The organism is Pseudomonas sp. GV047 (assembly GCF_003058245.1).
Lineage (GTDB): Bacteria > Pseudomonadota > Gammaproteobacteria > Pseudomonadales > Pseudomonadaceae > Aquipseudomonas > Aquipseudomonas marginalis.
The window spans coordinates 1,095,013-1,119,593 of sequence record NZ_QCWA01000001.1 but is presented as its reverse complement, the minus strand read 5'-3'; the positions used below and the strand labels follow the sequence as shown (position 1 = coordinate 1,119,593).

Sequence of the window (24,581 nt, the reverse complement as noted above, 5' to 3'; positions counted from 1 at the left end):
CTGCAGAGTTGATGTGGGCACGACACCTGCCGAATACGTGTTTTCTGAATCGAAACCTGTGTCGGGGCCGGGCTACCCCACCTGATCCAGATCGAAGTTTGTTGTTGGACCGCCACCGCTTGCGCTCCACCATTGCCCTGCCTGCTCGTTATAGGTGGCCCGCATTCGCTGGGTAAGCTCCTGCAAGGCCTTGGGGATGGCATCGTCTTTGGAGGGTTTTGGCAACGGCATGCGGACTTTCCAGAGCTGGCCTCCAGCCTGGAAGGAGAACATCTGACCCTTGGGTAGACTGACGATATGAGCTGGCTCGATCAGCGGCACACTGGCGCTGCTGACACGGTCCTGCGAGGAGGAGGTGAAGTCGGTGTTGGCTTCAGGGTCGGAGGTGTCGGTCGCACCCGACACCAGGGTCTTGGTCAGCACGTTAACCTTGGGCAACTGCTGGGTGAGTAGTTCAGCGGTGGCAGTTTCGCGCACCCGCAGCATCTGCAGAGTGTTGAAGTTACCAATGACCTGGCCAGCTTTGGCGCGGTTGCCGATACGTGCTTCGATATCGCTGAGGGTCTGGGTGTAAGCGGTTACCTGGATACCGGCACCGCCACCCTTATTGATCAGCGGGATGAATTCATCACCCATCAACTCGTTGAACTCATCGGCGTGGAGGTTGATCGGCAAATTGTCACTGTTGTTACCCGATTGGGGCAGGCCATGGTCGATGCCGTGTTTGTAGATGTGTCCGGCGACCGAGACCAAGTCGGCGAACATGGAGTTCCCCACAGCGGCGGCCACCTCGGCGTCGGTCAGTGCATCCAAGCCGACATAGACGATGCCACGTTTTCGGATGATCTGCATCCAGTCGAAGATTGGCCGCGGGTCATCTAAGTCGGTGTAGTTGGGAGCTAGTAACTGGGCGGTCTTGCCGGTGGTGAGTTTCTCCAGCAGCGGCAGCAGCGAGGCGACAATTTTGTCGAAGTAGGTGCGGTCATAGCGTACCGCTGAACGCAGTCCGTCCATTACCGGATCAAATACCCGTTTGGCCGCCAGGTACTGTTCGATGGCCACCACACGCTTTTCGCGTCCCACCATATGCCGGGGAATGTTTTTCTCGGTGAGCTTGCCTTCAAGCTGGACAATGACTTCCCACGCTTTCGAGTCGGTCTTGGCGAAAAACTGCTGGGCGTATTCGATGAACAGTGCGTCGATGTTGACCACATGTCGCTGGATCTGCAGGTAGTCCGGACGTCGGCCCAGCTCGATCAGTGCGCGGGCGATGATGTTGACGAAACGCCAGGCGAACTCACGAAAGGCCGCAGAGTTACCTTCGCCACTGAGCTGCCCGGCGATGCGGGACGCCACTTCCGAGATACGACCGAAACGTCCCACGGCGTTGTAGCGGGCCGAGATTTCTGGCCAGCCCAGATGGAAAACATAAAACTCCTTCTCCCGACCGGCGCGTTTGGCTTCGACGTACATGCGCTTGAGCAGGTCGGCATCGCCCTTCGGATCGAATACAATGACCACCTCATGTTCGATGCGATGAATGTCCTGGGTGATGTACACCTCGGCGAGTCGCGTCTTGCCGACGCGGGTAGTGCCCAGCACCAGAGTGTGTCCGACCCGTTCGCCCAGCGGCAGACTGACTTCTGTTTCGTCAGGCTCGACCCCATGCAACAGCGGCGAGCCACCTACTGGGGGCAAAGGGCGCAACGGATTGAAGGCACTGTCCCAGGCGGTGGCACGGGCCAGTGTCGAGAACGGAAACGGTGCATGTTCCAGGCGGCGTTCGAGCCCTCGGGCCAGACGGTAACGGGTCGGTTGTTCGACATAGTGGGCGACCGCCGGATCCTGGGCCTCAACCAAACGTTGGGTGTGCAGGCGGGTCCAGCGAAAGCCTCGGCCCATGAACAGACGCTTGCGGCTGACCGGAATCTGCCGACTGGTCAGCCCGTAGCGGGGCAGCCGACGGATATTGCGCCGATAACGCAGCACCTCCCGGGCTTGTCGCAGCCGGATTAGGCCGAACAGGGCATAGGCCAGTGCTGCAACCAGACCGATCTCGGGTGACAGGGCCACAGCCCAGGGCGAGTACACGCACAACACCGCGGCAGCGATGCAGATCGCTACGGTGTACAGCTCCACCGCCGGCCGGAGCTTGGACTCCATCGCATGCTCGGCCATGACCTGGGCTCACTGCTCCAGTGAGGTGGCGGTGATCAAGACGGGGTAGTGCTCAATCTGCAGGCGGGTGGCGATGTCGTTGCCGTTGACCGGCAGGATGGAGATGCCCGGAGCGGCTGCTCGAATCCGGGCCAGGGCTTCATTATCGGTCACTTCGACGGCGAGGCCAGCCGCACCCAGTTCCTGCAGTTCAGCCGCGCGTTGACGCAGCCAAGTCAGCGACTGGGGATCGCCGCCTACCAGAAAAAAGGGTTGCAGGCCGGGCATTTTCAGGGAACGAGGCGTGACCGGGCCGGGGCTCAGCCGCGAACTACTAATCGGCAGTATCCAGGCCACATCGGCAAAGGTGGACAGGTCCGCATGCACGGGCCGATCAGACTGAACTCTGTTATTTATCGGCACGCCCATGGCTGGAAAATTGGATTGTGTGAAGTCGCTAGGCTGATCCCCAGCAACGGTCAGCTGCGGCTGGGCGAAAGGAGCCAAGAGCAGGATGACATAGCAGATAAGGGATATTCGCTTCATGGTGGTGTGCCCTGTTTGAAGGAAACCTGCAGTCGTTCGAGTTGCCGGGAAAAGCCGGCGCGGTAAAGCGCGGCTGGCGTTCCTCCTGCCGGGCGGTGATAACGTCCGGCAGCCAACACCCAATCACCGGTGGCAGCGTGATGCTCCTGCAACAGCGCGGCGGTCACAGCGAGATTTCGGTAGGGATCAAGGGCTTCGCAGGGGGTGGAATAACGTTGTCCGTGGTAACCCAGGTTGATTTGGCCGAGTCCGGCATCGACCCGCTTGGCGTCATGTCGGGCGAGCGCCTGAAGCAACGCGTGACATGCGGCCTGGCGAGTGGCGAAGCGGTAGGGTGTTCCAGCGATGCTCAGTGTCCAAGGCCAGGGCAGCAGTTGACCACGGACGCGGGTACCACTTTCTTGCAGGGCAATCGCGAACAGCACGGTAGAAGGAATGTCGGCGTCATGCGCCGCCAGTTGGTAGGCCGGAGGTGGAAGTTCTTCAGCCTGGACTGCTAGCACCGTCAGCAGGATCGCTATACCACTCAGTCGAGGCGTTGCCATTGTCCATTCACCTGTTGAAATTTGGCGGGCAATGGTCCCGGGGCTCCCAGGCTGAACCAGCGACCACGGTCATGGTTCAGGGTGATCTGCTGGCGTTGAACCTTGCCCGGATCGATGTCTGCTTGCCGAGCCCAGCTACGGACGCGTTTATCCTCGCCTTGGCTGCCCACCAGGTAGATATCGAACGCCGTGTTGCTGCCTTGCAGACGCTGTGCTTCGGCGGTGCACGCTGGGCAGTCGTCCTCCACAAACAGGGCCTGGCGTGGCACGACCGCTGAGCTGGCAGGGGACGGGGATGCCATGCCCTGGATGGGCAGCAGCCCGGGAAACAGCTTGGCCCAGGCCGCCGTGTAAGCGTTTTGGTAGGCCAACTCACGCTCAGCGCGTTTGGCTTCCAGCGCTACCTGCAATTCGGCATAGCGCTGGCGCTCTTGGTCCGTCTGGGCCTCGACCCCAAGTGCGGTCAACGGATCGAGGTTTGGGCTCCAGAAGCCTCGTGGGCCGGCTTGGCTCTGTTCGAAGCGCGTCCACTCCTGCTCCGTCAACCCCCAGCTCGCCGCCTGTTCAGAGTGAGATCGTCCCAGCGGAGCGGACTGTGTGTCCTGGATCTGTGATTGTGCCGTGATGGGGTTACCCGTCGCAGCACTCGTGATCAGTAGCGAAACCACACAGACGACGGGGAGTAGTGGCGCTCTGTTCATGATCGCTTCTCAAGGGAGGTGCACGGTCTGGTCTGGCTGAGCGGCCACCGCGAAGATGGCTGAGTTCGGCTCCAGCACTTTCAGCTGCCAGGCTCCGAATTCCTCGCCGCGATGCAGCAACCGAACATCCATGAGAGCGCGACTGTCATGAGGTATGACCGCCAGAAAGCGCTCACCCCCGCGGGACTCGACCCCCAACACTGTGAACGGTGGCGAGAGCGGGGCGGGCTTGGGGCGTGCGGCTTTTTTCGGTTTGGTTGCGGAAGACGTCGGCGGTGGAGGGGATGGCTGGGTCTTGAGGCCAAGGAGCTGTTGCTCGACGTGCTCAAGGCGTGCGCGTAGCGCTGTCATGTCTGCCGCGGTGGCGCGGGCTGCCAGACCATCGCGCAGTTCCTGTATCTCTTGTGCCCGTTGATCCAGCATGGGATCGAGGGTATTGGCCTGTTGCTCACCGGAATCGACCATCTGCTTCAGGTCCTTCAGCGCGTACTGCTGCTCCTCCTGCGTATCCTTGAGGGTGTCTGAATCACGTTGCAGGGTGTCCAATGTTTGTCGGTATTGCGTGTTCGTGCTCTGTAGCTCGGCCACGCGTTGATACTGGTTATACAAACCACCACTCAGGCCGGCGACCGCCAAGCAAAGCAGCCCAATGATGAGGGTTTGAAACGTCGCGGCTCTCATGGGCGTACCTCCAACAGATGGGGCGAGACGGGTGTGATCAGCGCGACGCCGGTCGCCGTTTTCTGCTGTTCGAAGCAGACCGAACGGCTGACTTCGTCGGTCGTGAGTTGCCAGGCGGGGCCAGCGAGCACTTGCAGCGCGCGGCGCAAAGAGATCGGGCCGAGCCGGTAATGGGCCGCGGGCAGGGGCCGAGTAAACAGCACCCTCACGGACGCGGTAACGGGGCAGAGCGAATAGCCCGAGCGCTGCAATACGTACTGCAACGCATCCTGCACTGAGGGCGTTAGCCTGGACGGTATGTTCGCGTCAATGATTTGGGCAAGAAGATCGCGCTGTTCCGTGGTGGGCTCGGTGCTGACCAGCGTGTAGCGGCCATAACGAAGCTCTGCCGGATGGCTTTCTTCGGCTATGCCCCTCGAGTGCTGGGCCCGATCGGAGCCACTGTCGATCTCTGAATTGGTCGGCAAAGGGTTGGGGATTTGCGCGGTGCAGGCGCTCAACAAACCCAGCAGGCAGACAGGGGTGGAAAAACGCTCCATGGAAGAAACCTCATGTCAGATTCAGTGCAGAACTTGACATGAGGTGAAGGAGCGATTCATTGAGATAGTTGATTCAAGGTGGGTCGTGTTAACGCTGAACACGTTGCTGTTCATCGAAAATGGCGAGCCCATCCAAGACGGCAGCGTCGGGGTCGAAGATCAACAATCGCACATCCGCCAATGCCGCCAAATACAGTACGTTGACCAAGGCTTCCGGTGTGCCTGCGTCGAGTTATTCTTGTCTCAAGCTCGAATAACGATTGCCCTCAATGTTCAGCAAGTTCTCGTCCGTCCACGGCGTGCCGATCAGTTTGCAACCGATACCGCAGCAATCTGGCAGCGTAAAAAGCTCGAACAAGACGCCGGTTTGCCGCAGAGCGAAGTGACTGACCCACTCTTCCAGATAACGCATCGTAGCGTCTGGAAGATGCACGGTACTAATTTCCCAGGCTCGACTGAAATGTCCCGTTTCGAAGCTCAAGCAATGGACCATGGCTTGGGCTTCTTCCAGGGAGTACAGATCGCCGAGATGATGTCGCTCGTTGAGCATCTCACCCGTCACGGCGTAAGTCACTTGGCGCACCAATCCGGTAGGCGGGCAGCGTTCATCCAACTTCTCCGGAATGGATTGGCCTTCGCTGATCAAGGCGAAATCATCACTGAACACGCAGGGGAACAGTTGCAGCGCATCGTCGGGAAGATGAGCTTGTGAGTCGTGTACGGGGCGAAAGCAGGGAGGGCAGTCGTTTGCGTAGGTGATCAGCAGCAGCCGTTCGATACGAAGGTTGTCGTAACCGCGAACGAATGGGTTCGGGGCCTCCTGCAGAGTCTGGGCTTGGGTAGTGGGTTTCATGAGTATTCTCCAGGATGAAAATGAACCAGGCGCCCGAAGGCGCCTGTGAGGGTTAAAGCCAGCCATGTTCGGCAAGGGAGAGAGGACGACCTTCACCGATGATGAAGTGATCCAGTACGCGCACTTCGATCAAGGCCAAGGTCTCCTTCAACCGTGCGGTCAAGACGCGATCCGCCTGGCTGGGTTCCGTACAACCGGAGGGGTGGTTGTGAACAAAAATGGCGGCCGCAGCGTTGTGCGCGAGGGAGCGCTTAACGACTTGGCGGGGGTAAACGCTGGCGCCATCGATGCTGCCGTGAAAGAGGACTTCAAACGCCAACACGCGGTGCTTGGCATCGAGAAAAATCACACCGAAGACTTCATGCTCTTGTTGCGCAAGGTGCAGTTTTAGGTATGAGGCCACGGCGTCAGACGATGTTAGGTTCGGGCCGCGGGCGAACAGCCGACGATCCAGAATATGCAACGCTTCGTCGATCACCTGGTTTTCTTGGACGATACGATCAGCCTCGAAATCCGAGGTTTCAATCAGTGTGAGTTGGGTGCTCATGGCGGTACCTCCGAAGGGAACAATCGGGGGTACACGCCCTAGGGGAGTGGTGTCCCCCGAGGTGGATATCGAGTCGTAGGCGATAGCCGATGACGCGCTTTTTACAGCCGAGTGAATCGGTGGCGTTGACCGTGTAGGTGTGAATCGCAGCCGTCGCAGGGCAACGAGGAAAAGGCTTTTATTCCCCAGCCGGCTTCGGGATCGAAGTCGGCACTGATGGGCATTAAGCGAACCAGCCCACGATGGATGTCGGCGGTGCGTTTCTCGATTTCATCGGTGGTGTAATAGAGCGATAACGTGCTGTAGTCCTCGTAAGCCGCAGCGAACAGGCAGTCGTCGCAAAGCCAGAAGGATTCCATGTTGGTTCTCCTGTGCTAATTGAAGAAAAGGCGCTCGAGGGAGCGCCTTGATGTGGAACATCGTGGACTGTTCAGGCGGACTGAACGGTATGGGTAGCATCACGGCGGGCCGTGCGGGGAGCGGGTGGAGATTCAGGTTCGACCCGAGCCTCTGTTGGGTTTTCGATCCCCTCAGCTTCAGCATCAGCCGATGGTGGGGAGGGTTCATTATTTGGCGCTTGCTCAGCAGGTGCTGTTGCTTCCTGCCTGGCGGGCGCTTTGTACTCGTACGTGCCGTTGACCTTGATCCAGTCAATGAACAGCAAACGACCTTTGAGGCTGGCGCCCGGTTGACCTTGTTTATCGCCTTTCTCGTGGAGAAACGGATCAATCCAGAGGTCGCCGATACGGAACGACAGCAAGACCTTGTTCTCGGCGTTGACGGCGTCCATATAGAGTCGAATCAAACGTTCAGCTTCACCCCCAGCGACTTTGCAGTCGAAGCGGGTGTATTCCACCGCATCGCTGGCTCCGTGCAGCGCTGCGATATCGCAGGCCATGAATGGTTGTCCACGGCGGACTTGCACTTCACGCACACGGTTGAGATAGCCGATACCGACGGTGTGCAGATTGAAGTAAGTAGTCGCTTCTTGGGATTGGTTGGCGTGGGCCATGGTGGTTCTCCTGTTTCAAGGGAAAACGGTGACGCACAATCCCTGACGGGAGAGTGAGCCCCGTCAGGGTGGGTAAGGTGGAGTCGAACGATGAACGACTAGACACCGGCAAGCCGATGACGAGCAGAACAATGGGCGTGGAAAATATGGGTGTGGCAGAGCAACGTCTGCGGTGATGATCTGCAGGCATGGGGTAGTGGGCATTCATCACCGCTGAAGCGGTAACCGCGCGAGCTTCCGAACGCTGATCGCACTTGGGTAAACCACCACGAACGTGGCGTAGCCTTGAAGGTTCAAGCTACCTGGGTTTGGCTGTCAACGACAGCGAACCACGCCCTTTGTATAAGCCTGTCACAGAGGAGCGTCAAGACGCTGCAACCCAATTTTTTATGGCTGGAATACAGTAGTAGTCACTGGACTGAAGAAAGTGAAGAGCGGGCCTGGCGGGGCGCCAGGCGAGGAAGAGAAAAGCCACATTTGGCGGTCTTACGCAGTCAACAAGCTCCTCGCAAAACTTGGTTTAACTGCGCCATGATTCGCCAACCGACCCTTGTCGTGGCCTGGGTCGGAACATGCTGGCACGCATCCGCGCACAAAGGGTGCCCTGTGTTTCCCCGCTGGGCTCCGGGACTGAATACGATAGCCGAAGCGGATGACCACTATTGCCGGGTAGAGGCAATAGTGGTCATCCGCCACCACAATCAGGTCGAGCACAAAACGGGAACGAGATCCCGCAGAAGAGGAGGCTCCGAACTCGAAGAGTTTGACCGAACTGCCCGGAGCTAATCGGTCTTGGGTCGCCGTGGGCGGTTATCCGAAGCTACTACAGCAGAGAGGTCAACACGACGTCAAGCCTTCAGGCACCCTTCATAAGACGCTACGTTGAGCACGATGAAAGAGGTCACTTACTGCCGAGATGTGCGGCCAATTGTTCGACAGTTGCCAAGATAAAAGCACGGTCGCTTTCTTTCAATCCACTCAGCAGACCCGCGATCATCTGGCCCTGGTCATTGGGGCGATTACTCGATGCCGTCAGCAGTTCATCCATCCGGCAATCGAAAATGTCCGCCAGTTGCATCAGTTTGACCACGGAAAGCTCCACGACACCCCGTTCCAAGCGCGAGATGGCTTCGCTACCTATCCCTAAACGTTCAGCCACCTCCTCCTGAGTCAAATTACGCTCGCTGCGGTGCTTCGCGATCATGCGCCCGATTTGGGCTTGAGTTGGATGTTTATGTGCCAAGTGATGAGTTCTCCAGTTCAACCCGAATGGTTGAGCAAAGACCCGTTGACATGAACATCCTTAAGGGTTGAGTATCGACTCAATGGGTTGTTATAGTGACTGAAACAGCTGTGTATCGCGACGTGGTTTCTGTACCTCCAGGGATCAGAGTCCAGAGTGGTTAGTAAGAGTGACGGTCTGACAGGACCAGGTTGAGGGATGGTTGAACATGAAAGATGAGAGTAAGGACCTCATGGATCTGATTTGGGATCGAACAATAGAGCTGTTCATCAAGATTCATGATTGCCCGGAAAACCCCGAACACTTCGAAAGCCTTGTTCACTGGCTCAACGAAGATCCTGCCCACCTAAAAGCATTCAACGAACTGGGGCAGATATGGATTTCGACAGGCATCGCCTTGGCCCGTGAAGTCGGACAACCTTTGATCGATTTGGAGCGTGATCAGGCGCCGCTGATGATGCACTGAGTTGTGGAACACTCCAACACGCTGATCTCAACCGAACTGTCATGGGCGTCACGTCTCTTATCTAATCGGCGTAGTGCCCTTGCAGTTCGGATACTGCGAGCATGACCAGAACGGCCCAGTTTTGCCCTTTCGCTTGATCATTGAGGCATTGCAAATGGGGCAGGCCGGTCAGGCTTTGACCGCTATCGACAAGGTGAGCGCACCACAATGTTCGACTAGCTGCGCAATCCATTTCGCCTGCTTTGCGACGAACGCATCCAAGGTCAGGCGTCCCGCTTCGATTTCGTCAAGAGCCTGCTCCCAAATCGCGGTCATGCCAGGATCCGCAACTGCAGCGGGTACCGCCTCAATCAGGGTATGGGCCGCCGCCGTGGCCATTAAGGCGCGTTTTTTCTTCAGCAAATAACCGCGATCAATTAACCCTTTGATAATGCCGGCTCGTGTGGCTTCGGTTCCGATACCGGTGGTGTCCCGAAGTGTCTGTTTCAGGCGTGGGTCGTTGACCAGCTTGGCGACGTTTTTCATCGCCTTGATCAGATCGCCCTCGGTGAGAGGTTTGGGCGCGGCAGTACGCATGGATTTTAGTTCTACATGGTCCACTTCGCACTGCGTGCCCTGTTGCAAGGCGGGTAAGACTTGGGACTTGTGGCTGGGCTCATCCTCTTCGGTATCTTCGCAGAGCAAGCCTTTCCAGCCCTGGATCAGGATCAGTTTGCCCACAGCGGTCAATCGTTCTTCGTCACACTCCAGTTCGACCAGGGTCCGATCAAACTCATGATGCGGAAGAAACTGCGCTAGGTAGTGGCTACGGATCAGTTCGTAGACATGGCGTTCTTGTTCGGACATCCGCACCAGGTTTGCCGGTTCGGTGGTGGGGATGATGCCGTGGTGCGCGGTGACCTTGGCATTGTTCCATGCGCGGGAGCGCAGTGATTGATCGAGGCCCCCCAATGCAGGTCTGAGTGCAGGATCCGTTTTGAGCAGGGCGTCGAGTACCGCGGGAGTCTCGTTGAACATAATCTCTGGCAAATAGCGGCAATCGCTGCGCGGGTAGGTGGTGGCTTTGTGGGTTTCATACAGGGCTTGGGCGATGTTCAGGGTTTCCTGGACGCCGAGCCCCAGCTTACGCGAGCAGACCTCCTGCAACGTGCTTAGGTCGAAGGGCAGGGGCGGCGGTTCTCGGAAATGCTCAGTATGTAACGAGAGTACCGTGGCGGACTTCTCGTCGGTGATTGTTTGGACCGCGTGATGGGCAAGCACTTGTTGTAGGCAACGCCCCGACTCGGCCCGTCCTGAGCATGGCGGTAACCACGACGCGATGAATCGCTGGCCCATCGACGATAGGTGTACCTCAATGTTCCAGTAAGGCACCGGGACGAAGCCGGCAATCGCACGATCCCGATCGACCACCAGACGTAAGGTGGGTGTCTGGACGCGCCCCACTGACAAAACGCCGTCGTAGCCTGCCCGCCGACCAAGAAGGGTAAACAAACGACTGAGGTTCATGCCGATCAGCCAGTCGGCACGGCTGCGGGCGAGGGCCGAGTGATAGAGCGGGAAGGTCTCCTGACCAGACTTTAGTGAGGTCAGTGCCCTGCGAATCGATGCTTCGTTGAGTGCGGACAGCCAGAGGCGCTGAACAGAGCCTTGGTACTGGCAGAGCTCCAATAATTCGCGGGCAATCATCTCACCTTCGCGGTCGGCGTCGGTTGCGATGACAACGGTGGTGGCTTCGCTGAGCAGGCGTTTGACGATTTTGAACTGCGCGGCAGTCTTGGGTTTGACCTCCACTTGCCACTGCGCCGGAATGATCGGTAGATGATCCAACGACCAGTTCTTGTACTGAGTGCCGTAGGCTTCAGGCGGGGCCGTCTCCAGTAAGTGGCCGATACACCATGTGACAGTTGTCTCGGGGCCGATCAGGCAACCATCGCCACGCCGAGTGGCTCCGAGAACCTTGGCGATGTCACGACCCTGGGAAGGTTTCTCGCAGAGGAAGAGGTGCATATAACTACTCCGGATTGAGTTCGGAGCAGCGTTGTTCGAAGTAGCAGGGGCGAGATATGAGAAACCCGAATCGCAGGTTCCTCATATTAGTCGATGAGGGCGGCTTTGAGTGGGCTGAAGCTGCTACCTTTGGAGCATTTGTAGATGGGTGGGGGGCTTCACGAGCAGCGAGCAATGACAGGCCAGGAACTTCGCGCAAAGGCGCAGTTTTTATGCCTGAAGTCGTTTAGGTCTTAGGTGATTGACCTCTGTGTTTCTTGAGTTTCGACGTCGGTGAACTGCCCTGTTCTGTATTTTGAGAGGCCGCCGTTTCACTGGAGTGTTCCCGCATGACCACACTGTGCACTCGGTGAGGCAGGATGCCGACTCGACGGGCCTCGATCTTGAAGGTCACCCGCGCATTGTCTTCGCTGTCCTCCCACTCATCGCGCACCGTACGACCTGCGACCAGCACGCGCATGCCTTTCTGGTACAGCGTGCTCCAGTGTTCAGCCTCACGGTGCCAGAGCTCAACCGGCGCCCAATAGCCGCCCCGATCTTCATAGCTGCCCTCGCGTGGGATGGGGTTGTCGAAGTACACATTCAGCCGTAGCAAACGCCGTGGCTCGTCATTGCCTGAGGCGAACTCCTGGAACTCTGGCGCACTGCCGATATTGCCTTCGCCGACGAAGAAAGTACTCATCGTGTTTTCTCCACTGCGGGTGTGAACTGGCGCAGCAACTGTTCGGCACTGGCCATTTTGATCGCGCAGTTTGTAGCCTGGCGGTAGAGCGAATGCACCACACTCATCTGAAGGTTTAGTGCGATACGCGCGCATTCGAAACGGTGCAATTCCTCTCGTACGATCTGCGGCAATGCTCTGTTGGAGATCTGACGTTCCCAGACCGCCACACCCATGCGAGCAAAATCACGGGTGCGCCAACGCAAAAATGTGCTGCCAGCACCGGTGTTCTGCAGCACCAATCGAATATCCAGCAGTGAGTAGGGGGGCTGTCCGGCCTGCTGCACCACAGCCTCCATTAGGCGACATAACTGCGCCTCGATGTCCCTCGCCACCTGCGCCAGGTGCTTCAACTCCCCCTTACTCTTAAAGGGTTTTAAAAGGCCTTTTAGGGAGGCAGCGTGTTCGAGCTGCCGATAGGCATCCGGTGTCAATGCTTCGAAGGGCATTGGTTGAATCGGGATCATGGGATTCATACATCAGTCTCCGGCTCATCTATGTTCGCAGACGAACCGTCCACTCCCTCTGCCAAAGCGTCAGCGTCATCCACTGCTACAGCACCACGGCAAATGATCGGCGGCGCAAACTGAGAACGGCGATGCCCCTCGAGGATGTCCATCGGGGGAAATCCATACTTCTCCACGGCCGCCAGGGCGCGAGCATTATTTGCGGCCATATCATCGCGTGTAACGCCGGCATGTCGATAACGTTGCGCCTGACCGAACAGGCTGCGTAACAGATGGGCGCCGTCGTCGATCCAGGCTTCCATGTCTCTTCGACCGATCAAGGCGGTGTGATGGGCCAGCAGGGTATGGCGTACCAGAGTGTCGTAGTCGGTTAGCAGGTAAACCGCCAGAAAACCCAATTGGCTGCCGATATACAACGGCAGTGTGACAGGATGGATGTTGAGGTTGTCCCCCATGTCGATCTGTGTCGGCAGGTCCTGTCTTATTCGGTCTAACTGTTGAGTCAGTTCCAGCATCCCAGTCTTTGCTTGCATCAATTTTTCCTCGAGCTGCACGATGGCCCAATCTGCATAGGGATCGTCCTGGGCCGCAGTTTGTTTGATCAGGTTGGTGACACTGATGTAACCGGCCATACCCATGATCGAGTGGACGCCTTCGCGTGCGGCTCGACCTTGCCATATACGGGCTGCATGGTGGGTATGCAGGGTCAGGGTGATGCTGCTGCGCAATGAACCCAGATTGAGTTGATAGTGATCGGCCATGGTGTTGTCCTCGCATTGGCTTGGACGGGACGTTGCGACAGATGAGGGTCAAGGACAGCCAAAAAGCTGAATGCGGTCTATTCGGTTTGGTGAGAGAGGGCAAATGCCTGACGTCTACCTTTATTGGCACTACGCCCAGGCGTTTCCCTAAGCGCTCCATGGTTCGGTCCGATATTTTCGTAGATTGGAACTCTATGGATTTGATGCCACTGGCATCAAATCTACTGACGTCCACTGCCTCCACGCAGTTGGCGCAGCTCATTTAGGCACGCTTGGGCGAGGGCTGATGCAGGTTCGCCCTTTTTTCGAGATGGCCGCGAGGGGGCGGTTGGGGGCGGTTCTGCGATGGGTGATGGCTCGGCCTGACTTGCCCAAGGACGAAAGTCGCCCTTCAGCGCACGTTGGGCCAAGCCCATCAGATAGGCAGCTGGCTTGCGTATACCACCGGCCGCACAGCGTGCCCCCGCTTCGTTAAGCACCGCCTGCTTATCCGCTGGGTTGAGCTTGTTCAGCGCCACGGCGATGGCCTGACGTTCGCTTGGGTTCAGGCGCAGCGAAGTGGGCCAGTGCAGGTTATCCACAGTAGAGGTCGCGCGCGGTACTGTACATTTACTTTCTTTTAATACAGTACAGGCAGCGTTCGGATTCCGACCGGTGCTGGAAACGTTAGGGTTCGAGCCTGATTCGGAATCAAAACGAGGGCCAGCACAATTCCGAACATGGTGATCTTCCCCTCGTTCGGAATCGCGGAATGCATCACCGGATGGCTGATCCAAGCCTTGCTGCGTCCACTGTTCGCCCCAGCTATCGAGCCGCGTCGGTAACCGACCCTGATCGATATTCGTGTCCTGTCGGACCTCCTCCACAATGTGTTGAGCGACAATCCGCACCGCCTTCGTCGCATGACCGAGGGCATGTCCGACCAGCTCTAGATAATCCTGATCCAGCTCCATGGCTTCGGCGGGGGTTAACGGCTCATCGTGCAGAACGTACAAAGAACCTTGTAGCCGCCCGCTGACTTGATCGCGACCGCGGCTAACCAAACTGAGCCAACGAGTGAGCCTGAGCATCGTCAACACGCGAGCAATGGTTTCACGCGAGGCTGACGCACCGTAAGGCACGCTCGAGAGGTAAGGCTGCAAATCCTCATAGCGCGGCGTGACCACGCCCTGGTCGTGCAACATGAGACGAAATACCTGCCAGGCATTCCGCTCCAATGGCGTCAGCCGATTATCCAACAGCAGCCGACGTGGCACGATTTCGTGTGATTGGCCACTAAACAGAAAGCCAGCCTGTAGAGCCTGGTTGGAGGGCTGTTCAGTGGTAGGGCGTGCTGGCCAGCGCTCATGCAGCTGCTGTGTGCATTGCTGCAGGACACGTTGCCAGCGACTGGCAGGAACAGCGTTCATGTTTTGTTGCTGTACTGGTCGATTTGCTGCCAAACGATGGTCAAGCTGATCTGCTGTTCTTCGGCAAGCATCATCATGGCGTCGAGTTTATCCTCGGTGCCGTCCTCTGTTCGTATTTGGCACCAACGTTGCCACAACGCATGCTCCTGCGCTTCGCTTAAATGTTGGGGGCGGCCTTTACGAGTTTCTATCTTGAGTAGACGCCGACGCATGGCTGTTTCCGAATGCGCCAAGCCAAAACACTGGTACATAATGGTGCTGCTGGCGCCAAGTTTGAGCGCTCGGTTGATCAACCTTTCGTTCTGCTCGTCGCGTTCAGCTTGTTCAATCAAACGATGTAGCACTGGCGAGTCAATCTTGACCTCAAGCCAAGGGACTGTGGCATGGGCCAGGCGCGATAACGTGGTCGGTGGTAAGGATTGCAGCACGAAGATGTCATCCTCACTCAGTCCAAGTGCCTTGCAGCGTTGCAGGTTGCCCAGGCGTAGTTCGTGCAGTACCTGGGTTAGCATGGCTTGATTGAGCATATTGAAGGACAAGTTCATCTCAGCTCCTCCGGTGAGTTTTTGTCTTCGGAGATGAGTGTTAAGTCGATTAGACGCCGGGCCAGGCGTATCAGGCGAAACAGCTTAATTAACAGACTGTCAGGCAGTCGCTCCAGCCCCACGTCCGTGACTGGTCGATCTGGCAGATAGAGTTGATAGACCCCTAACAACAGTTGCCCGAACAGTGCGGAAGGTATTTGCTTGCGGTCCTCCCAGTTCACCTCGTCTTGAGCCCTTAACAGGGCCAGGAGCATTAGGTGAACGCCGGTCGAGCGAGGCGCTGAAAGATCAAGTCGCTCAATGTCTAGGGTGAAGCCCAAGCCAAGCTTTTGATCAATGATGCTCTCGGCATCTCCGGCATAGGCCGCCATTTCCCGAGCCAGTCCAGCAATGGCTAAACGCAGTTGTTCTGGGGTATCCAGCGGTGCTGTGATGATCCAGAGGTCGTCGATTGGGCAGGTTTCGACTGGAGACGTCGCCTCGCTGGATATCTCGCGATTGATTTGCTCACGAATCTTTTGAACGCGTGGTAGAGGGCTGACCGCAGGTGAAGCATTTGTTTCGGGTGCTCTGAGCAGTTCTTCTGGATTTGGCTCTACCTTGCTCTTGGCATCAGTTGATTCGGGGCTGGTGCCGGAGGAGGGGCGGGCTGCCGTGGCTTCATGTACGCTTTGCGGATAGATGCTCTTGGAGGGCTTGGTCGTTACAGCCCCGGGCGTGGAGACGACCCGTTGGGTATCGCTCATCTCCAGGGCCAGCATACGGTAGGACTGTCCGAGCAAGTGGCTCATGCGTTCGAGCAATTCGTCCTGGATCTGCTCAAGATCAAAAGATTCAGGATCGCCATCGAAGTAGCCCATGGTCTCCAGCCAGAACTCTGCAAACGCGACTGTGCTGGTTGGATAGCGGTTCCAGGTTCGCTCAGCCTGACTACGTAGACCGATCAGACGTTCTATCTGAGGCTTACCCAAGCCGGCATACAGAGTTTGTGGAATGGCGGGTAATAAGTGTTCGAGGGTGTCCAGCATCCGGCTGATATGCGACTGCGAAACCGGATAGCCTCCAGCGGCAAGACGTCGAGCCAGCTCCCGTTGTGAGAGCTCTGGGCCATCCGACTCAAGCATGGTCTTGAGTTTGGCTACTGCCAGGGCCCTTTCGATGAACGTGAGTTGGCCGTGCAGGTCGCTTTCCGCCAGATGGCCGAGTAGGGCGTTGGTTTCATTGCTCCAAGGTCGGAACAGGCAGTGAATCCGAAAGAAACGCTCATCGTGAGTTTCCTGCCACAGCTCGCCGAGAATTGCTAAGCGCGTATTACCGCCGTTGCGGATGATGAAAGAGCTTTCACCCGGGCGGCGGGTAATCGGTGGCGGTTGATCCAGCCCGCGTTCACGGATCGATGCCTTGATATCGTCATAAAGCGGATTACGGATGAAGCGTGGGTTGTGTTCGTAGGGGCGTAACTGTTCCAGAGTGACCAGCATGGGAGTGTCGATGACTGGATCGGACAGTCGCTCAAGTCCAGGACCTTGAGTGAAGTGGTCCTGGTGCAGCTTGTCGGTGATTTCCTCCTGACTGAGCTTCTTCATCGCAACCGCCTCGGTTAAGGTCGGCTACGTAAATGGTCACCGACTTCGAATTCCACGATTTCGGCCGTCCCTGAACCTTCGAAATGTTGGGAGAGATCTGCGAGGAACCACACCATGGCCGAGCGCCCCCCTTGCAAACGAAAAACCACGGTGCAGTACTCCTCGCAAGCCGCATCGCGTGGTTGAATGGAAGGCTGAACAACGATAGGAAACTGATCCAACATTAGATAACTCCTTACCATGCCCTGTTGGCTTCAAGGTCGATCAAACAAAAAAAACGGTGAAATGCTGATTAGGCGATTTGTTTTATCGAGGCTCCGCACACCTCATTACCGAAGAGATCGCTTCACGCCATTCAGGGAATAATTCGATGGCCAGCGCCTGCATGATTTCTAACGCACACTGCGAGCGTCGGCGTTTACTCGACGGGCGTGTATCTATTCGGTGCGCCGGTAAGCCGAGGGATGCGGCATTGAGATATGCCACCCTGTCGGGGATCACGGTGTCTAGTACCGAGATATTGGTAGCCTCTGCGAAAGTCTCGCGCAGGCTTCGGATGATCATCCGGGTGTCCACTCGATTGACGTTCACCTGGTTCAGTAAGAGCCGTAATGGCGGCGGGTCGATGCCTACGTAGCGAAATGGTTCGAGCTCACTCAGTAGCTTCAAGGTGCCACGGCGCATTTCGCGGGCAGCGAGCATTTCTGGCGTGATGGGAGAGAGGGCGAGATCGGAGGCCAGGATGGCCATTTCCAGCAGTACATTGCGTGCTCCCTGAGTATCAATCAAAAGCAGGTCATAATTGGGGCGAAAATCGTCGAGCAAATTGCGCAGCCGTAATCGCCCGTCGGGGGCATGCAGCAGCAAGGTACTCAGTCGGCCTTGATCGTCGTTGGAGAGGATCAAATCGAGCCCTGTGATCACTGTCCTGGAAACAATCCGTGCAGGAGTTGCTAGGTTGAGTGCGATGAGTTCGTACGCACCTGCATCAGCCTTCTGGTTCAAGGCGTAATAGCTGGAGAGGGTGGGTTGGCTATCCAGATCGAGCAGCAGAACGCGTAAGCCAGCATCTGCCAGCAGACCACCGAGGTTGGCGGCTACTGTGGTTTTGCCTACCCCACCTTTGGTGGAAACCACCGAAACCACACGCATGGCATCAGGCCTGCTGATCCAAGCGTTCAACAATCCAACGCTCGATCTCCAGCGAGTCCCAGCCAACCGCTCGCAGTCCAATCCGTTTGGTTTGAGGGAATTTACCTTCTTTCATCAGGTTGTAAATGTGTGCACGCTTGAAACCGGTTTTACGTTCCACTTCGTCGCGCCGCATGATGTGGCGTTCAACGTTAATGGGGTTTTCGGGCTCGGTAGCTAATAACTGATCTCTCATGACGAACACTCCATAGCACATAGTGGTTTGGCGAGGATGTGTGTGGCATTCAAGTTCATGACGGGAGAAAAAGCACCGCAAATTGCGATAGCGGTGACCGCGGTTTTCGGTGTCTAGTCCGGGTTGTCAATGCTGCGTTTGGCTGCAGCGAATTTTTCTTCAAGGGTGCGCTGGGTGAAACCTGACTTGTTGCGATTGTGTGCCATGAGTGCACTGATAATCGATGCTTGGCTAGTAAAGCTTGAGTAAGATTTGCCGCTGGGTGTGTGACCTAAAAGCAAATTGATGAGTGCGCCTATTAGGCACAGATAGGCTTTTTGACTCCTCTGGGTTGGGGGCTGAGTATCCCGTGAGCGCGCCTTAAGAAGAGCGTTTTCCTGAAGCAGTTCATTCCTCTGAGTATCTAATTGCTTGAGTTTATTCTGGTCATGTGCGTGCCGAAGGTTACTGAATTCTATTTGAATTAATAGCTCCTTGCAGAGATCAAAGTTAGCGGGCAGAAGAGTACTCCGTTCTAACTCATTGAAAAGGAAAGATGGTTTTTCTGCAGGATGGTATTGAGATATCCAGCTTTTGAGGTGGTTGTGTCTGATTGTTAGTAAATTGGGGTCGACCTGTTCGCTAGAGCTGTTTGTTATACCCATGCAGCCGTGCGGCAGTTCTTTATGGCGTATGGCGTCCCATAAGACATCAAGCTTCTGGGCCAAGCATGGCCATTGCTTGAATCTATTGCTCGGTACACTCGGACTCAGATCCTGCTGAGTGATTAAAGATTCGAAATCCATTAGTCCGCACCAGCGAATTGCTACCTCGACTGGACGGTAGAACAATTTTGCGTGGGGATGGGGCCAGCAGTCTTCATCCATAAAGCCATCCTGCATCCTTTAAGATGTCTACATCTGTACAGTCAAGCGAGCACCATTTCCAAGAATCGATGGCTTAGAGTCGTGTTGCATCTCTACATAGGGCGAAATTTCGTCGAAATCCCGAGCTATCTCTCAGTTCAATTCGTTATTTTCATTAATGATTAATTATTGTATCTAATTTTGTCCAATTTTCCTGACGAATGACACTCATTCGTTGTTCAAGGCGGCCTGCGTGTTGGCTGCGTCAAAGGTATTTAAAAAAATTCACGATTAAATCAGACGTCCTCGAGGGACTTGTGCTCACCCGGCACTCAACGAGAGCGATGGCGCTAGCTTGCCTTTATGCATCCCTGCGCTGTTTCAGATAAGGAGTTTTGCGTTCTGATCAGCCCTTCAGGAAGGCGGCCCGGCGGATTGTCTACCGCTCAACTGGTCGTTAATTTTTCGTTGTCATCCTAATGTTTTTGAACTCAAGGCGACGAGTGGCGAGCGTGGCAGTGGGCTGCATCGCACGTTTTTGGCGGTCTTTGGCAGATTCAAGGTAGTTAATTTTATTAATGATTAATTGGCATAACTAATTGTGCAGGCTAGCTTGAGCTCATCGGCAAAACACTGCGATCAACAACAGAGGTGTGAGATGAGTAAATACGACAACCGCTGGCAGACAGTAATGGTGAACGTGGAGGGCGGTATCGCCTGGGTAACGTTGAACCGCCCGGAAAAGCGCAACGCTATGAGCCCAACGTTGAACCGGGAAATGCGCGACGTATTGGAAACTGTCGAGCAGGATGCCGACGCCAAGGTATTGGTTCTGACAGGTGCCGGTACTGCGTGGACTGCCGGTATGGACCTTAAGGAATACTTCCGGGAAGTGGACGGTGGCCCTGAAATTCTTCAGGAAAAGATCCGTCGTGATGCCTCCGAATGGCAGTGGAAGCTACTCCGTATGTATAGCAAACCGACTATCGCGATGGTCAATGGCTGGTGTTTCGGTGGAGGTTTCAGCCCATTGGTCGCATGCGATCTGGCGATCTGCGAAGATGAGGCAACGTTTGGTCTTTCTGAAATCAACTGGGGCATTCCGCCAGGTAATTTGGTGAGTAAGGCGATGGCGGACACTGTAGGGCACCGTCAGTCGCTGTACTACATCATGACGGGCAAGACCTTTGATGGTCAAAAGGCTGCCGAGATGGGGTTGGTCAACAAGAGCGTACCGCTACCGCAGTTGCGTGAAGAAGTGATCTTGCTGGCTCAGGACCTGCTAGACAAGAATCCGGTGATATTGCGTGCCGCCAAGCATGGCTTCAAGCGATGCCGTGAACTGACCTGGGAACAGAGTGAAGATTACTTGTATGCCAAGCTCGATCAGGCACAACTGCGAGATCCAGAGCACGGTCGTGAGCAAGGTCTGAAACAGTTTCTGGACGATAAAAGCATCAAGCCGGGGCTACAAGCTTATAAGCGCTGAGTCTCAGCCGGCAGCGCTTGTCAGTTGCCGGCAACGCGCATCGCACTTCCTGGTAATCAGAATAATGAAAGGAATGCCCCCCATGTTTGACGTGCCGTTATTGATAGGTGGCCAGGCGCGCCCTGCCAGCGACGCAAAGACCTTCGAGCGTCGCCATCCCTTGCGTGGAGAGGTTGTTTCTAGGGTGGCCGCAGCGACGGTGGAGGTTGCAGATGCTGCGGTCAGCGCAGCGCAAGCCGCATTCCCTGCCTGGGCAACGCTTGGCCCCGGCGAGCGCCGCAGCAGGTTGTTACGCGCGCTGATCTGATGCAAGCGCGCGGTCAAATGTTCATGTACATGGCCGTTGAAACCGCCGCTATGAGCAATTGGTACGGCTTTAATGTGAAGCTTGCAGCCAATATCTTGCGCGAAGCGGCTTCGATGACGACCCAAATCAATGGTCAGGTCATCCCTTCCGATGTTCCGGGCAACTTCGCTATGGCCTTGCGTCAACCCTGCGGCGTGGTGCTCGGAATCGCGCCCTGGAATGCGCCTGTCATCCTCGCGACCCGGGCAATCGCTATGCCTTTGGCCTGCGGCAATACCGTCGTTCTCAAGTCTTCCGAGTCGAGCCCAGCAGTGCATCGCTTGATCGGTCAGGTGCTGCATGAGGCCGGGTTAGGTGATGGGGTGGTCAATATCATCAGCAATGCGCCACAGGATGCGGCGGCTATCGTCGAGCGGTTGATCGCCAATCCGGCGGTGCGGCGTGTCAACTTCACTGGCTCCACCCACGTTGGCAGGATTGTTGGTGAGTTGTCGGCACGCCACTTGAAACCCGCGTTGCTGGAGTTGGGCGGTAAGGCACCGATGTTGGTGCTAGATGATGCAGACCTGGACGCGGCGGTTGACGCTGCCGCGTTTGGCGCCTACTTCAATCAGGAGCAAATATGCATGTCTACCGAACGGTTGATCGTTGATCAACGGGTTGCGGACGTCTTTATCGAAAAACTGGTGCGCAAGGTTGCGACCTTGCGCGCCGGTGATCCTGCAGACTCCGGTTCGGTGCTGGGCTCCTTGATCGACGTGGCGGCAGGGCTGCGCATCAAGGCGTTAGTGGACGATGCACTGAGCAACGGTGCGCGGCTACTGATTGGAGGGCAAGTTGACGGCAGCATCATGCAGCCGACCTTGCTAGACGGTGTGACCGAACACATGCGTTTGCACCGAGACGAGTCGTTCGGTCCAGTGGCGGTGGTGTTGCGCGGGGAGGACGATGAAGCTCTGCTGGCGTTAGCCAATGACTCCGCGTTCGGGCTGTCGGCCGCTATTTTTAGCCGTGATACCAGCCGTGCCCTGGCTCTGGCGCAGCGGCTTGAGTCGGGGATTTGCCATATCAACGGTCCGACGGTACATGACGAGGCACAGATGCCCTTTGGAGGGGTGAAGGCCAGCGGTTATGGCAGTTTTGGCGGCAGTGCTTCTATCGAGCATTTCACCCAGTTGCGCTGGGTGACTTTGCAAAGTGGCCCGCGTCATTGCCCTATCTGATGGGCGTATGCCTGACCAACAATAACAATAGGGCGTCAGCCCATGTCGCGGCTCCTTTACGTACGTTAATTCGGAATAGGGGACGCACCATGCTGAGGTACAGTGCATGAGCAATGAATCCAGCATCACGACACCCTCGGGCCAGAGCGATAACTTGCGTGAAGTAGCTGTCGGCCGGCCCGAAGTGAAGATTCGTATCGACGGCAATGTGATGTACCTGCAAGCGGTCGAACCTTTGCAGTCTTATCCAGATCGGTTGCTAGATCGCCTGATTCACTGGGCCGAGGTTCGACCGCAACAGACATTTGTGGCCCAGCGTGATGCCATGGGCAAATGGCAGCACATCACCTACGTGCAAATGCTTCAAGGTACGCGCAGTATCGCCCAGGCACTGTTGAGTTTCGGTTTGTCCGCCGAGAGGCCGCTGGTGCTGATTTCCGGGAATGATCTGGAGCACTTGCAACTGGCTTGTGGGGCGCTCTATGCCGGGATTCCCTACTGTCCGGTGTCGCCAGCGTACTCACTGGTGTCTAAGGGCTTCGGCAAGCTACGGCATGTTGTCGAGACATTGCAGCCAGGGATGGTGTTCGCCGCCGATGAGCGCTTTCCGGATGCGATACGAGCGGTAGTGGCCAGTGACGTTCCGTTGATTCTGACTCAAGGAAGCCTCGTTGATCGATGCTGCCTAACATTCAACAGCTTGCTCCGGTTACCTGACGTTACAGAGGCTGATGCGGCCTTTGCCGCGACCGGTCCCGACAGCATTGCCAAATTCCTTTTTACCTCGGGTTCAACCAGACTGCCCAAGGCAGTCATTACCACTCAACGTATGCTCTGTGCCAATCAGCAGATGCTCTTGCAAACTTTTCCGGTGTTCGCAGAAGTTCCGCCAGTGCTGGTGGATTGGCTGCCCTGGAATCACACCTTCGGTGGCAGTCACAACGTCGGCATCGTGCTCTACAACGGCGGCGGCCTTTACATTGATGACGGCAAACCGACGCCCCAGTTATTCGCCGAAACCTTGCGCAACCTGAAAGAAATTTCGCCAACGGCGTACTTGACCGTGCCCAAGGGCTGGGAAGAGCTGGTAACGGCGCTGGAATTGGACGGTGATTTACGAGAGCGTTTTTTTGCCCGAGTGAAACTGTTCTTCTTCGCTGGAGCCGGCCTATCTCAGGCGGTCTGGGATCGACTGGAGCGGGTGTCGATTGCCCATTGTGGCGAGCGTATCCGGATCATGGCAGGGTTGGGCATGACGGAGACTTCTCCCTGCTGCACCTTTACCACCGGGCCACTCTCGGTGGCTGGTTATGTCGGCTTGCCGGCCCCGGGCTGCGAGGTCAAGTTGGTGCCTGTCGACGGCAAGCTTGAAGCGCGCTTTCGCGGCCCGCATGTTATGCCCGGCTATTGGCGTTCGGTGCAACAGACCGAAACGGCGTTCGACGAAGAAGGTTTCTACTGCTCCGGGGACGCGCTGAGGTTGGCGGACCCGGAAGATCCACAATTGGGTCTGATGTTCGATGGGCGCATCGCCGAGGACTTCAAATTATCGTCAGGGGTATTTGTCAGCGTTGGGCCCATGCGAACCCGAGTGATACTGCAGGGCGCTCCCTATATTCATGACGTCGTGGTGGTGGGGCCGGACCGAGAGAAGCTTGGGTTGTTGATCTTTCCCCGGCTGGCGGAGTGTCGTGAATTGGCGGGGCTGAATGCCTCGGCCAGTGTCGACGAAGTCCTGGCTTGTGGTTCTGTGCGTGACTGGCTGGGGCAGTTGCTGGCGACGTTGAACGAGCAGGCCACGGGCAGTGCCAGCCGTCTGGACTGGGCTTGCCTGTTGGTTGAGATTCCATCAATCGATAGCGGTGAAATCACCGATAAGGGCTCGATCAATCAGCGCGCTGTATTGCAATGTCGCGCGGAGAAAATCGACGCGCTTTACGCAGGGCGCGACTCAAGTCTGATCAAGTCTGAGCACTGAAATCCAAGCTGGGTTTAACCCAGGGCAGCGCCTCTAGTCTTGCGTTGATTGGTCCTCAACCTCAGGTGCCGGCTGGTAGATCTTTTGCAGCAGGCCGAGCAATTGTGCTCTCTCCTGAGGGGTGAGATTGGCAGTGGCAGCAATATCGCTCTACGCTGCCACGTCCTTCAGGCGCTTGAGCAAGGCTTCACCTGCCTTGCTCAAATACAACCCATAAGAACGTTTGTCCAACTTGCTGCGCACCCGCAACGCCAATCCCAATGCTTCCAGCTTATTGAGCATAGGCACCACCTGCGGCGGATCGATCGCCAGGCTTCGGGCCAGATCGGTCTGGGTTGGCCCCGGGTTCTGGTCGATGATCGCCAGCGCCGAGAATTGTGCTGGACGTAGATCGAACTCATTCAATTTATCGACCAGATGCTGGAACACTTGAATCTGTGCTCGACGCAGCGCATAGCCAATCAGTTCGTCTAGGACGATATCGGAGTCAGCCGCCTGTTGATGGGCAGATTCCATGGGGGCTTCGCCGTGTTTGGCCATTGGGGAGCAACCGATTAAAAATGGTT

23 protein-coding genes and 4 pseudogenes are annotated in these 24,581 nt (G+C 56.6%); 4 read left to right on the top strand and 23 right to left on the bottom strand.

Translation table 11 applies throughout. The features are described 5' to 3' along the window. Positions 1-72: 72 nt before the first annotated feature. The 11 genes and pseudogenes from traD to C8K58_RS05025 form a co-directional block, all read right to left on the bottom strand. A complete protein-coding gene (gene traD / locus C8K58_RS05075; RefSeq protein ID WP_108573259.1) occupies positions 73-2,178 on the bottom strand; it encodes a type IV conjugative transfer system coupling protein TraD in 2,106 nt (701 codons plus the stop codon). Positions 2,179-2,187: 9 nt separating this feature from the next. After that, entirely contained in the window at positions 2,188-2,703 is a 516-nt protein-coding gene (locus C8K58_RS05070; protein WP_108573257.1) for an integrating conjugative element protein, read from the bottom strand. Next, positions 2,700-3,248 carry a lytic transglycosylase gene (locus C8K58_RS05065; protein WP_108573255.1) on the bottom strand — a complete coding sequence of 183 codons (549 nt, stop codon included), beginning with the start codon at positions 3,246-3,248 and terminating at the stop codon, positions 2,700-2,702. The genes C8K58_RS05070 and C8K58_RS05065 overlap by 4 nt, the downstream gene beginning before the upstream one ends. Next, positions 3,230-3,949 carry a TIGR03759 family integrating conjugative element protein gene (locus tag C8K58_RS05060; RefSeq protein ID WP_108573253.1) on the bottom strand — a complete coding sequence of 240 codons (720 nt, stop codon included), beginning with the start codon at positions 3,947-3,949 and terminating at the stop codon, positions 3,230-3,232. Before C8K58_RS05060 ends, C8K58_RS05065 begins: the two co-directional genes overlap by 19 nt. A gap of 9 nt (positions 3,950-3,958) precedes the next feature. After that, positions 3,959-4,630, bottom strand: coding sequence for a chemotaxis protein (locus C8K58_RS05055; protein WP_108573251.1), 672 nt, complete (start codon positions 4,628-4,630; stop codon positions 3,959-3,961). Next, positions 4,627-5,169, bottom strand: coding sequence for a PilL N-terminal domain-containing protein (locus tag C8K58_RS05050; protein ID WP_108573249.1), 543 nt, complete (start codon positions 5,167-5,169; stop codon positions 4,627-4,629). Before C8K58_RS05050 ends, C8K58_RS05055 begins: the two co-directional genes overlap by 4 nt. 88 nt (positions 5,170-5,257) lie before the next feature. Beyond that, positions 5,258-6,022, bottom strand: a pseudogene (locus C8K58_RS05045) (ABC transporter substrate-binding protein). Positions 6,023-6,074: 52 nt separating this feature from the next. Next, entirely contained in the window at positions 6,075-6,569 is a 495-nt protein-coding gene (gene radC, locus C8K58_RS05040; protein WP_108573247.1) for a DNA repair protein RadC, read from the bottom strand. A gap of 101 nt (positions 6,570-6,670) precedes the next feature. Beyond that, positions 6,671-6,928 (bottom strand): hypothetical protein, encoded by a 258-nt coding sequence (locus C8K58_RS05035; RefSeq protein WP_108573245.1) that lies wholly within the window; start codon positions 6,926-6,928, stop codon positions 6,671-6,673. A gap of 71 nt (positions 6,929-6,999) precedes the next feature. Then, entirely contained in the window at positions 7,000-7,581 is a 582-nt protein-coding gene (locus tag C8K58_RS05030) for an STY4534 family ICE replication protein (RefSeq protein ID WP_108573243.1), read from the bottom strand. 901 nt (positions 7,582-8,482) lie between these two features. Beyond that, positions 8,483-8,824, bottom strand: a complete 342-nt coding sequence (locus tag C8K58_RS05025) for a helix-turn-helix domain-containing protein (protein WP_003235829.1) — start codon at positions 8,822-8,824, stop codon at positions 8,483-8,485. A 208-nt stretch (positions 8,825-9,032) separates the two neighbouring features. Between C8K58_RS05025 and C8K58_RS05020 the strand changes: the two genes are divergently transcribed. Then, on the top strand, positions 9,033-9,290 hold the full coding sequence (locus tag C8K58_RS05020; protein WP_108573241.1) for a hypothetical protein: 258 nt from the start codon (positions 9,033-9,035) through the stop codon (positions 9,288-9,290). 57 nt (positions 9,291-9,347) lie between these two features. On the opposite strand, the pseudogene C8K58_RS05015 reads toward C8K58_RS05020, so the two are convergent. The 11 genes and pseudogenes from C8K58_RS05015 to C8K58_RS04965 all read right to left on the bottom strand — a co-directional run bounded on the left by C8K58_RS05015 (position 9,348) and on the right by C8K58_RS04965 (position 19,039). After that, a pseudogene (locus C8K58_RS05015) lies at positions 9,348-11,297 on the bottom strand (DNA topoisomerase III). A gap of 226 nt (positions 11,298-11,523) precedes the next feature. Continuing rightward, entirely contained in the window at positions 11,524-11,979 is a 456-nt protein-coding gene (locus tag C8K58_RS05010) for a single-stranded DNA-binding protein (RefSeq protein ID WP_108573239.1), read from the bottom strand. Beyond that, a complete protein-coding gene (locus tag C8K58_RS05005) occupies positions 11,976-12,494 on the bottom strand; it encodes a DUF3158 family protein (RefSeq protein WP_108573237.1) in 519 nt (172 codons plus the stop codon). The genes C8K58_RS05010 and C8K58_RS05005 overlap by 4 nt, the downstream gene beginning before the upstream one ends. Then, positions 12,491-13,246 carry a PFL_4669 family integrating conjugative element protein gene (locus C8K58_RS05000; RefSeq protein WP_108573236.1) on the bottom strand — a complete coding sequence of 252 codons (756 nt, stop codon included), beginning with the start codon at positions 13,244-13,246 and terminating at the stop codon, positions 12,491-12,493. The genes C8K58_RS05005 and C8K58_RS05000 overlap by 4 nt, the downstream gene beginning before the upstream one ends. 221 nt (positions 13,247-13,467) lie before the next feature. Beyond that, positions 13,468-14,655 carry an STY4528 family pathogenicity island replication protein gene (locus C8K58_RS04995; RefSeq protein ID WP_108573234.1) on the bottom strand — a complete coding sequence of 396 codons (1,188 nt, stop codon included), beginning with the start codon at positions 14,653-14,655 and terminating at the stop codon, positions 13,468-13,470. Next, a complete protein-coding gene (locus C8K58_RS04990; RefSeq protein WP_017530160.1) occupies positions 14,652-15,200 on the bottom strand; it encodes a DUF2857 domain-containing protein in 549 nt (182 codons plus the stop codon). Before C8K58_RS04990 ends, C8K58_RS04995 begins: the two co-directional genes overlap by 4 nt. Beyond that, a complete protein-coding gene (locus tag C8K58_RS04985) occupies positions 15,197-16,786 on the bottom strand; it encodes a ParB family protein (protein ID WP_108573232.1) in 1,590 nt (529 codons plus the stop codon). The genes C8K58_RS04990 and C8K58_RS04985 overlap by 4 nt, the downstream gene beginning before the upstream one ends. Positions 16,787-16,800: 14 nt before the next feature. Continuing rightward, entirely contained in the window at positions 16,801-17,010 is a 210-nt protein-coding gene (locus C8K58_RS04980) for a hypothetical protein (protein WP_108573230.1), read from the bottom strand. Between the two features lie 82 nt (positions 17,011-17,092). Continuing rightward, on the bottom strand, positions 17,093-17,938 hold the full coding sequence (locus tag C8K58_RS04975; RefSeq protein WP_108573228.1) for a ParA family protein: 846 nt from the start codon (positions 17,936-17,938) through the stop codon (positions 17,093-17,095). A gap of 4 nt (positions 17,939-17,942) precedes the next feature. Next, positions 17,943-18,173: an AlpA family phage regulatory protein gene (locus C8K58_RS04970; RefSeq protein ID WP_108573225.1), complete on the bottom strand. Its 231-nt coding sequence runs from the start codon at positions 18,171-18,173 to the stop codon at positions 17,943-17,945. A 113-nt stretch (positions 18,174-18,286) separates the two neighbouring features. Then, positions 18,287-19,039, bottom strand: coding sequence for a hypothetical protein (locus C8K58_RS04965; protein WP_108573223.1), 753 nt, complete (start codon positions 19,037-19,039; stop codon positions 18,287-18,289). Positions 19,040-19,676: 637 nt separating this feature from the next. Here C8K58_RS04965 and C8K58_RS04960 point away from each other — a divergent pair. The 3 genes and pseudogenes from C8K58_RS04960 to C8K58_RS04950 all read left to right on the top strand — a co-directional run bounded on the left by C8K58_RS04960 (position 19,677) and on the right by C8K58_RS04950 (position 24,015). Next, on the top strand, positions 19,677-20,507 hold the full coding sequence (locus C8K58_RS04960) for a p-hydroxycinnamoyl CoA hydratase/lyase (protein ID WP_108573221.1): 831 nt from the start codon (positions 19,677-19,679) through the stop codon (positions 20,505-20,507). An 82-nt stretch (positions 20,508-20,589) separates the two neighbouring features. After that, a pseudogene (locus C8K58_RS04955) lies at positions 20,590-22,037 on the top strand (aldehyde dehydrogenase). Positions 22,038-22,143: 106 nt separating this feature from the next. Further along, positions 22,144-24,015 carry a feruloyl-CoA synthase gene (locus C8K58_RS04950; RefSeq protein WP_108573219.1) on the top strand — a complete coding sequence of 624 codons (1,872 nt, stop codon included), beginning with the start codon at positions 22,144-22,146 and terminating at the stop codon, positions 24,013-24,015. Between the two features lie 33 nt (positions 24,016-24,048). Here the strand turns inward: C8K58_RS04950 and C8K58_RS04945 are convergent. After that, a pseudogene (locus C8K58_RS04945) lies at positions 24,049-24,531 on the bottom strand (MarR family winged helix-turn-helix transcriptional regulator). Positions 24,532-24,581 lie beyond the last annotated feature (50 nt).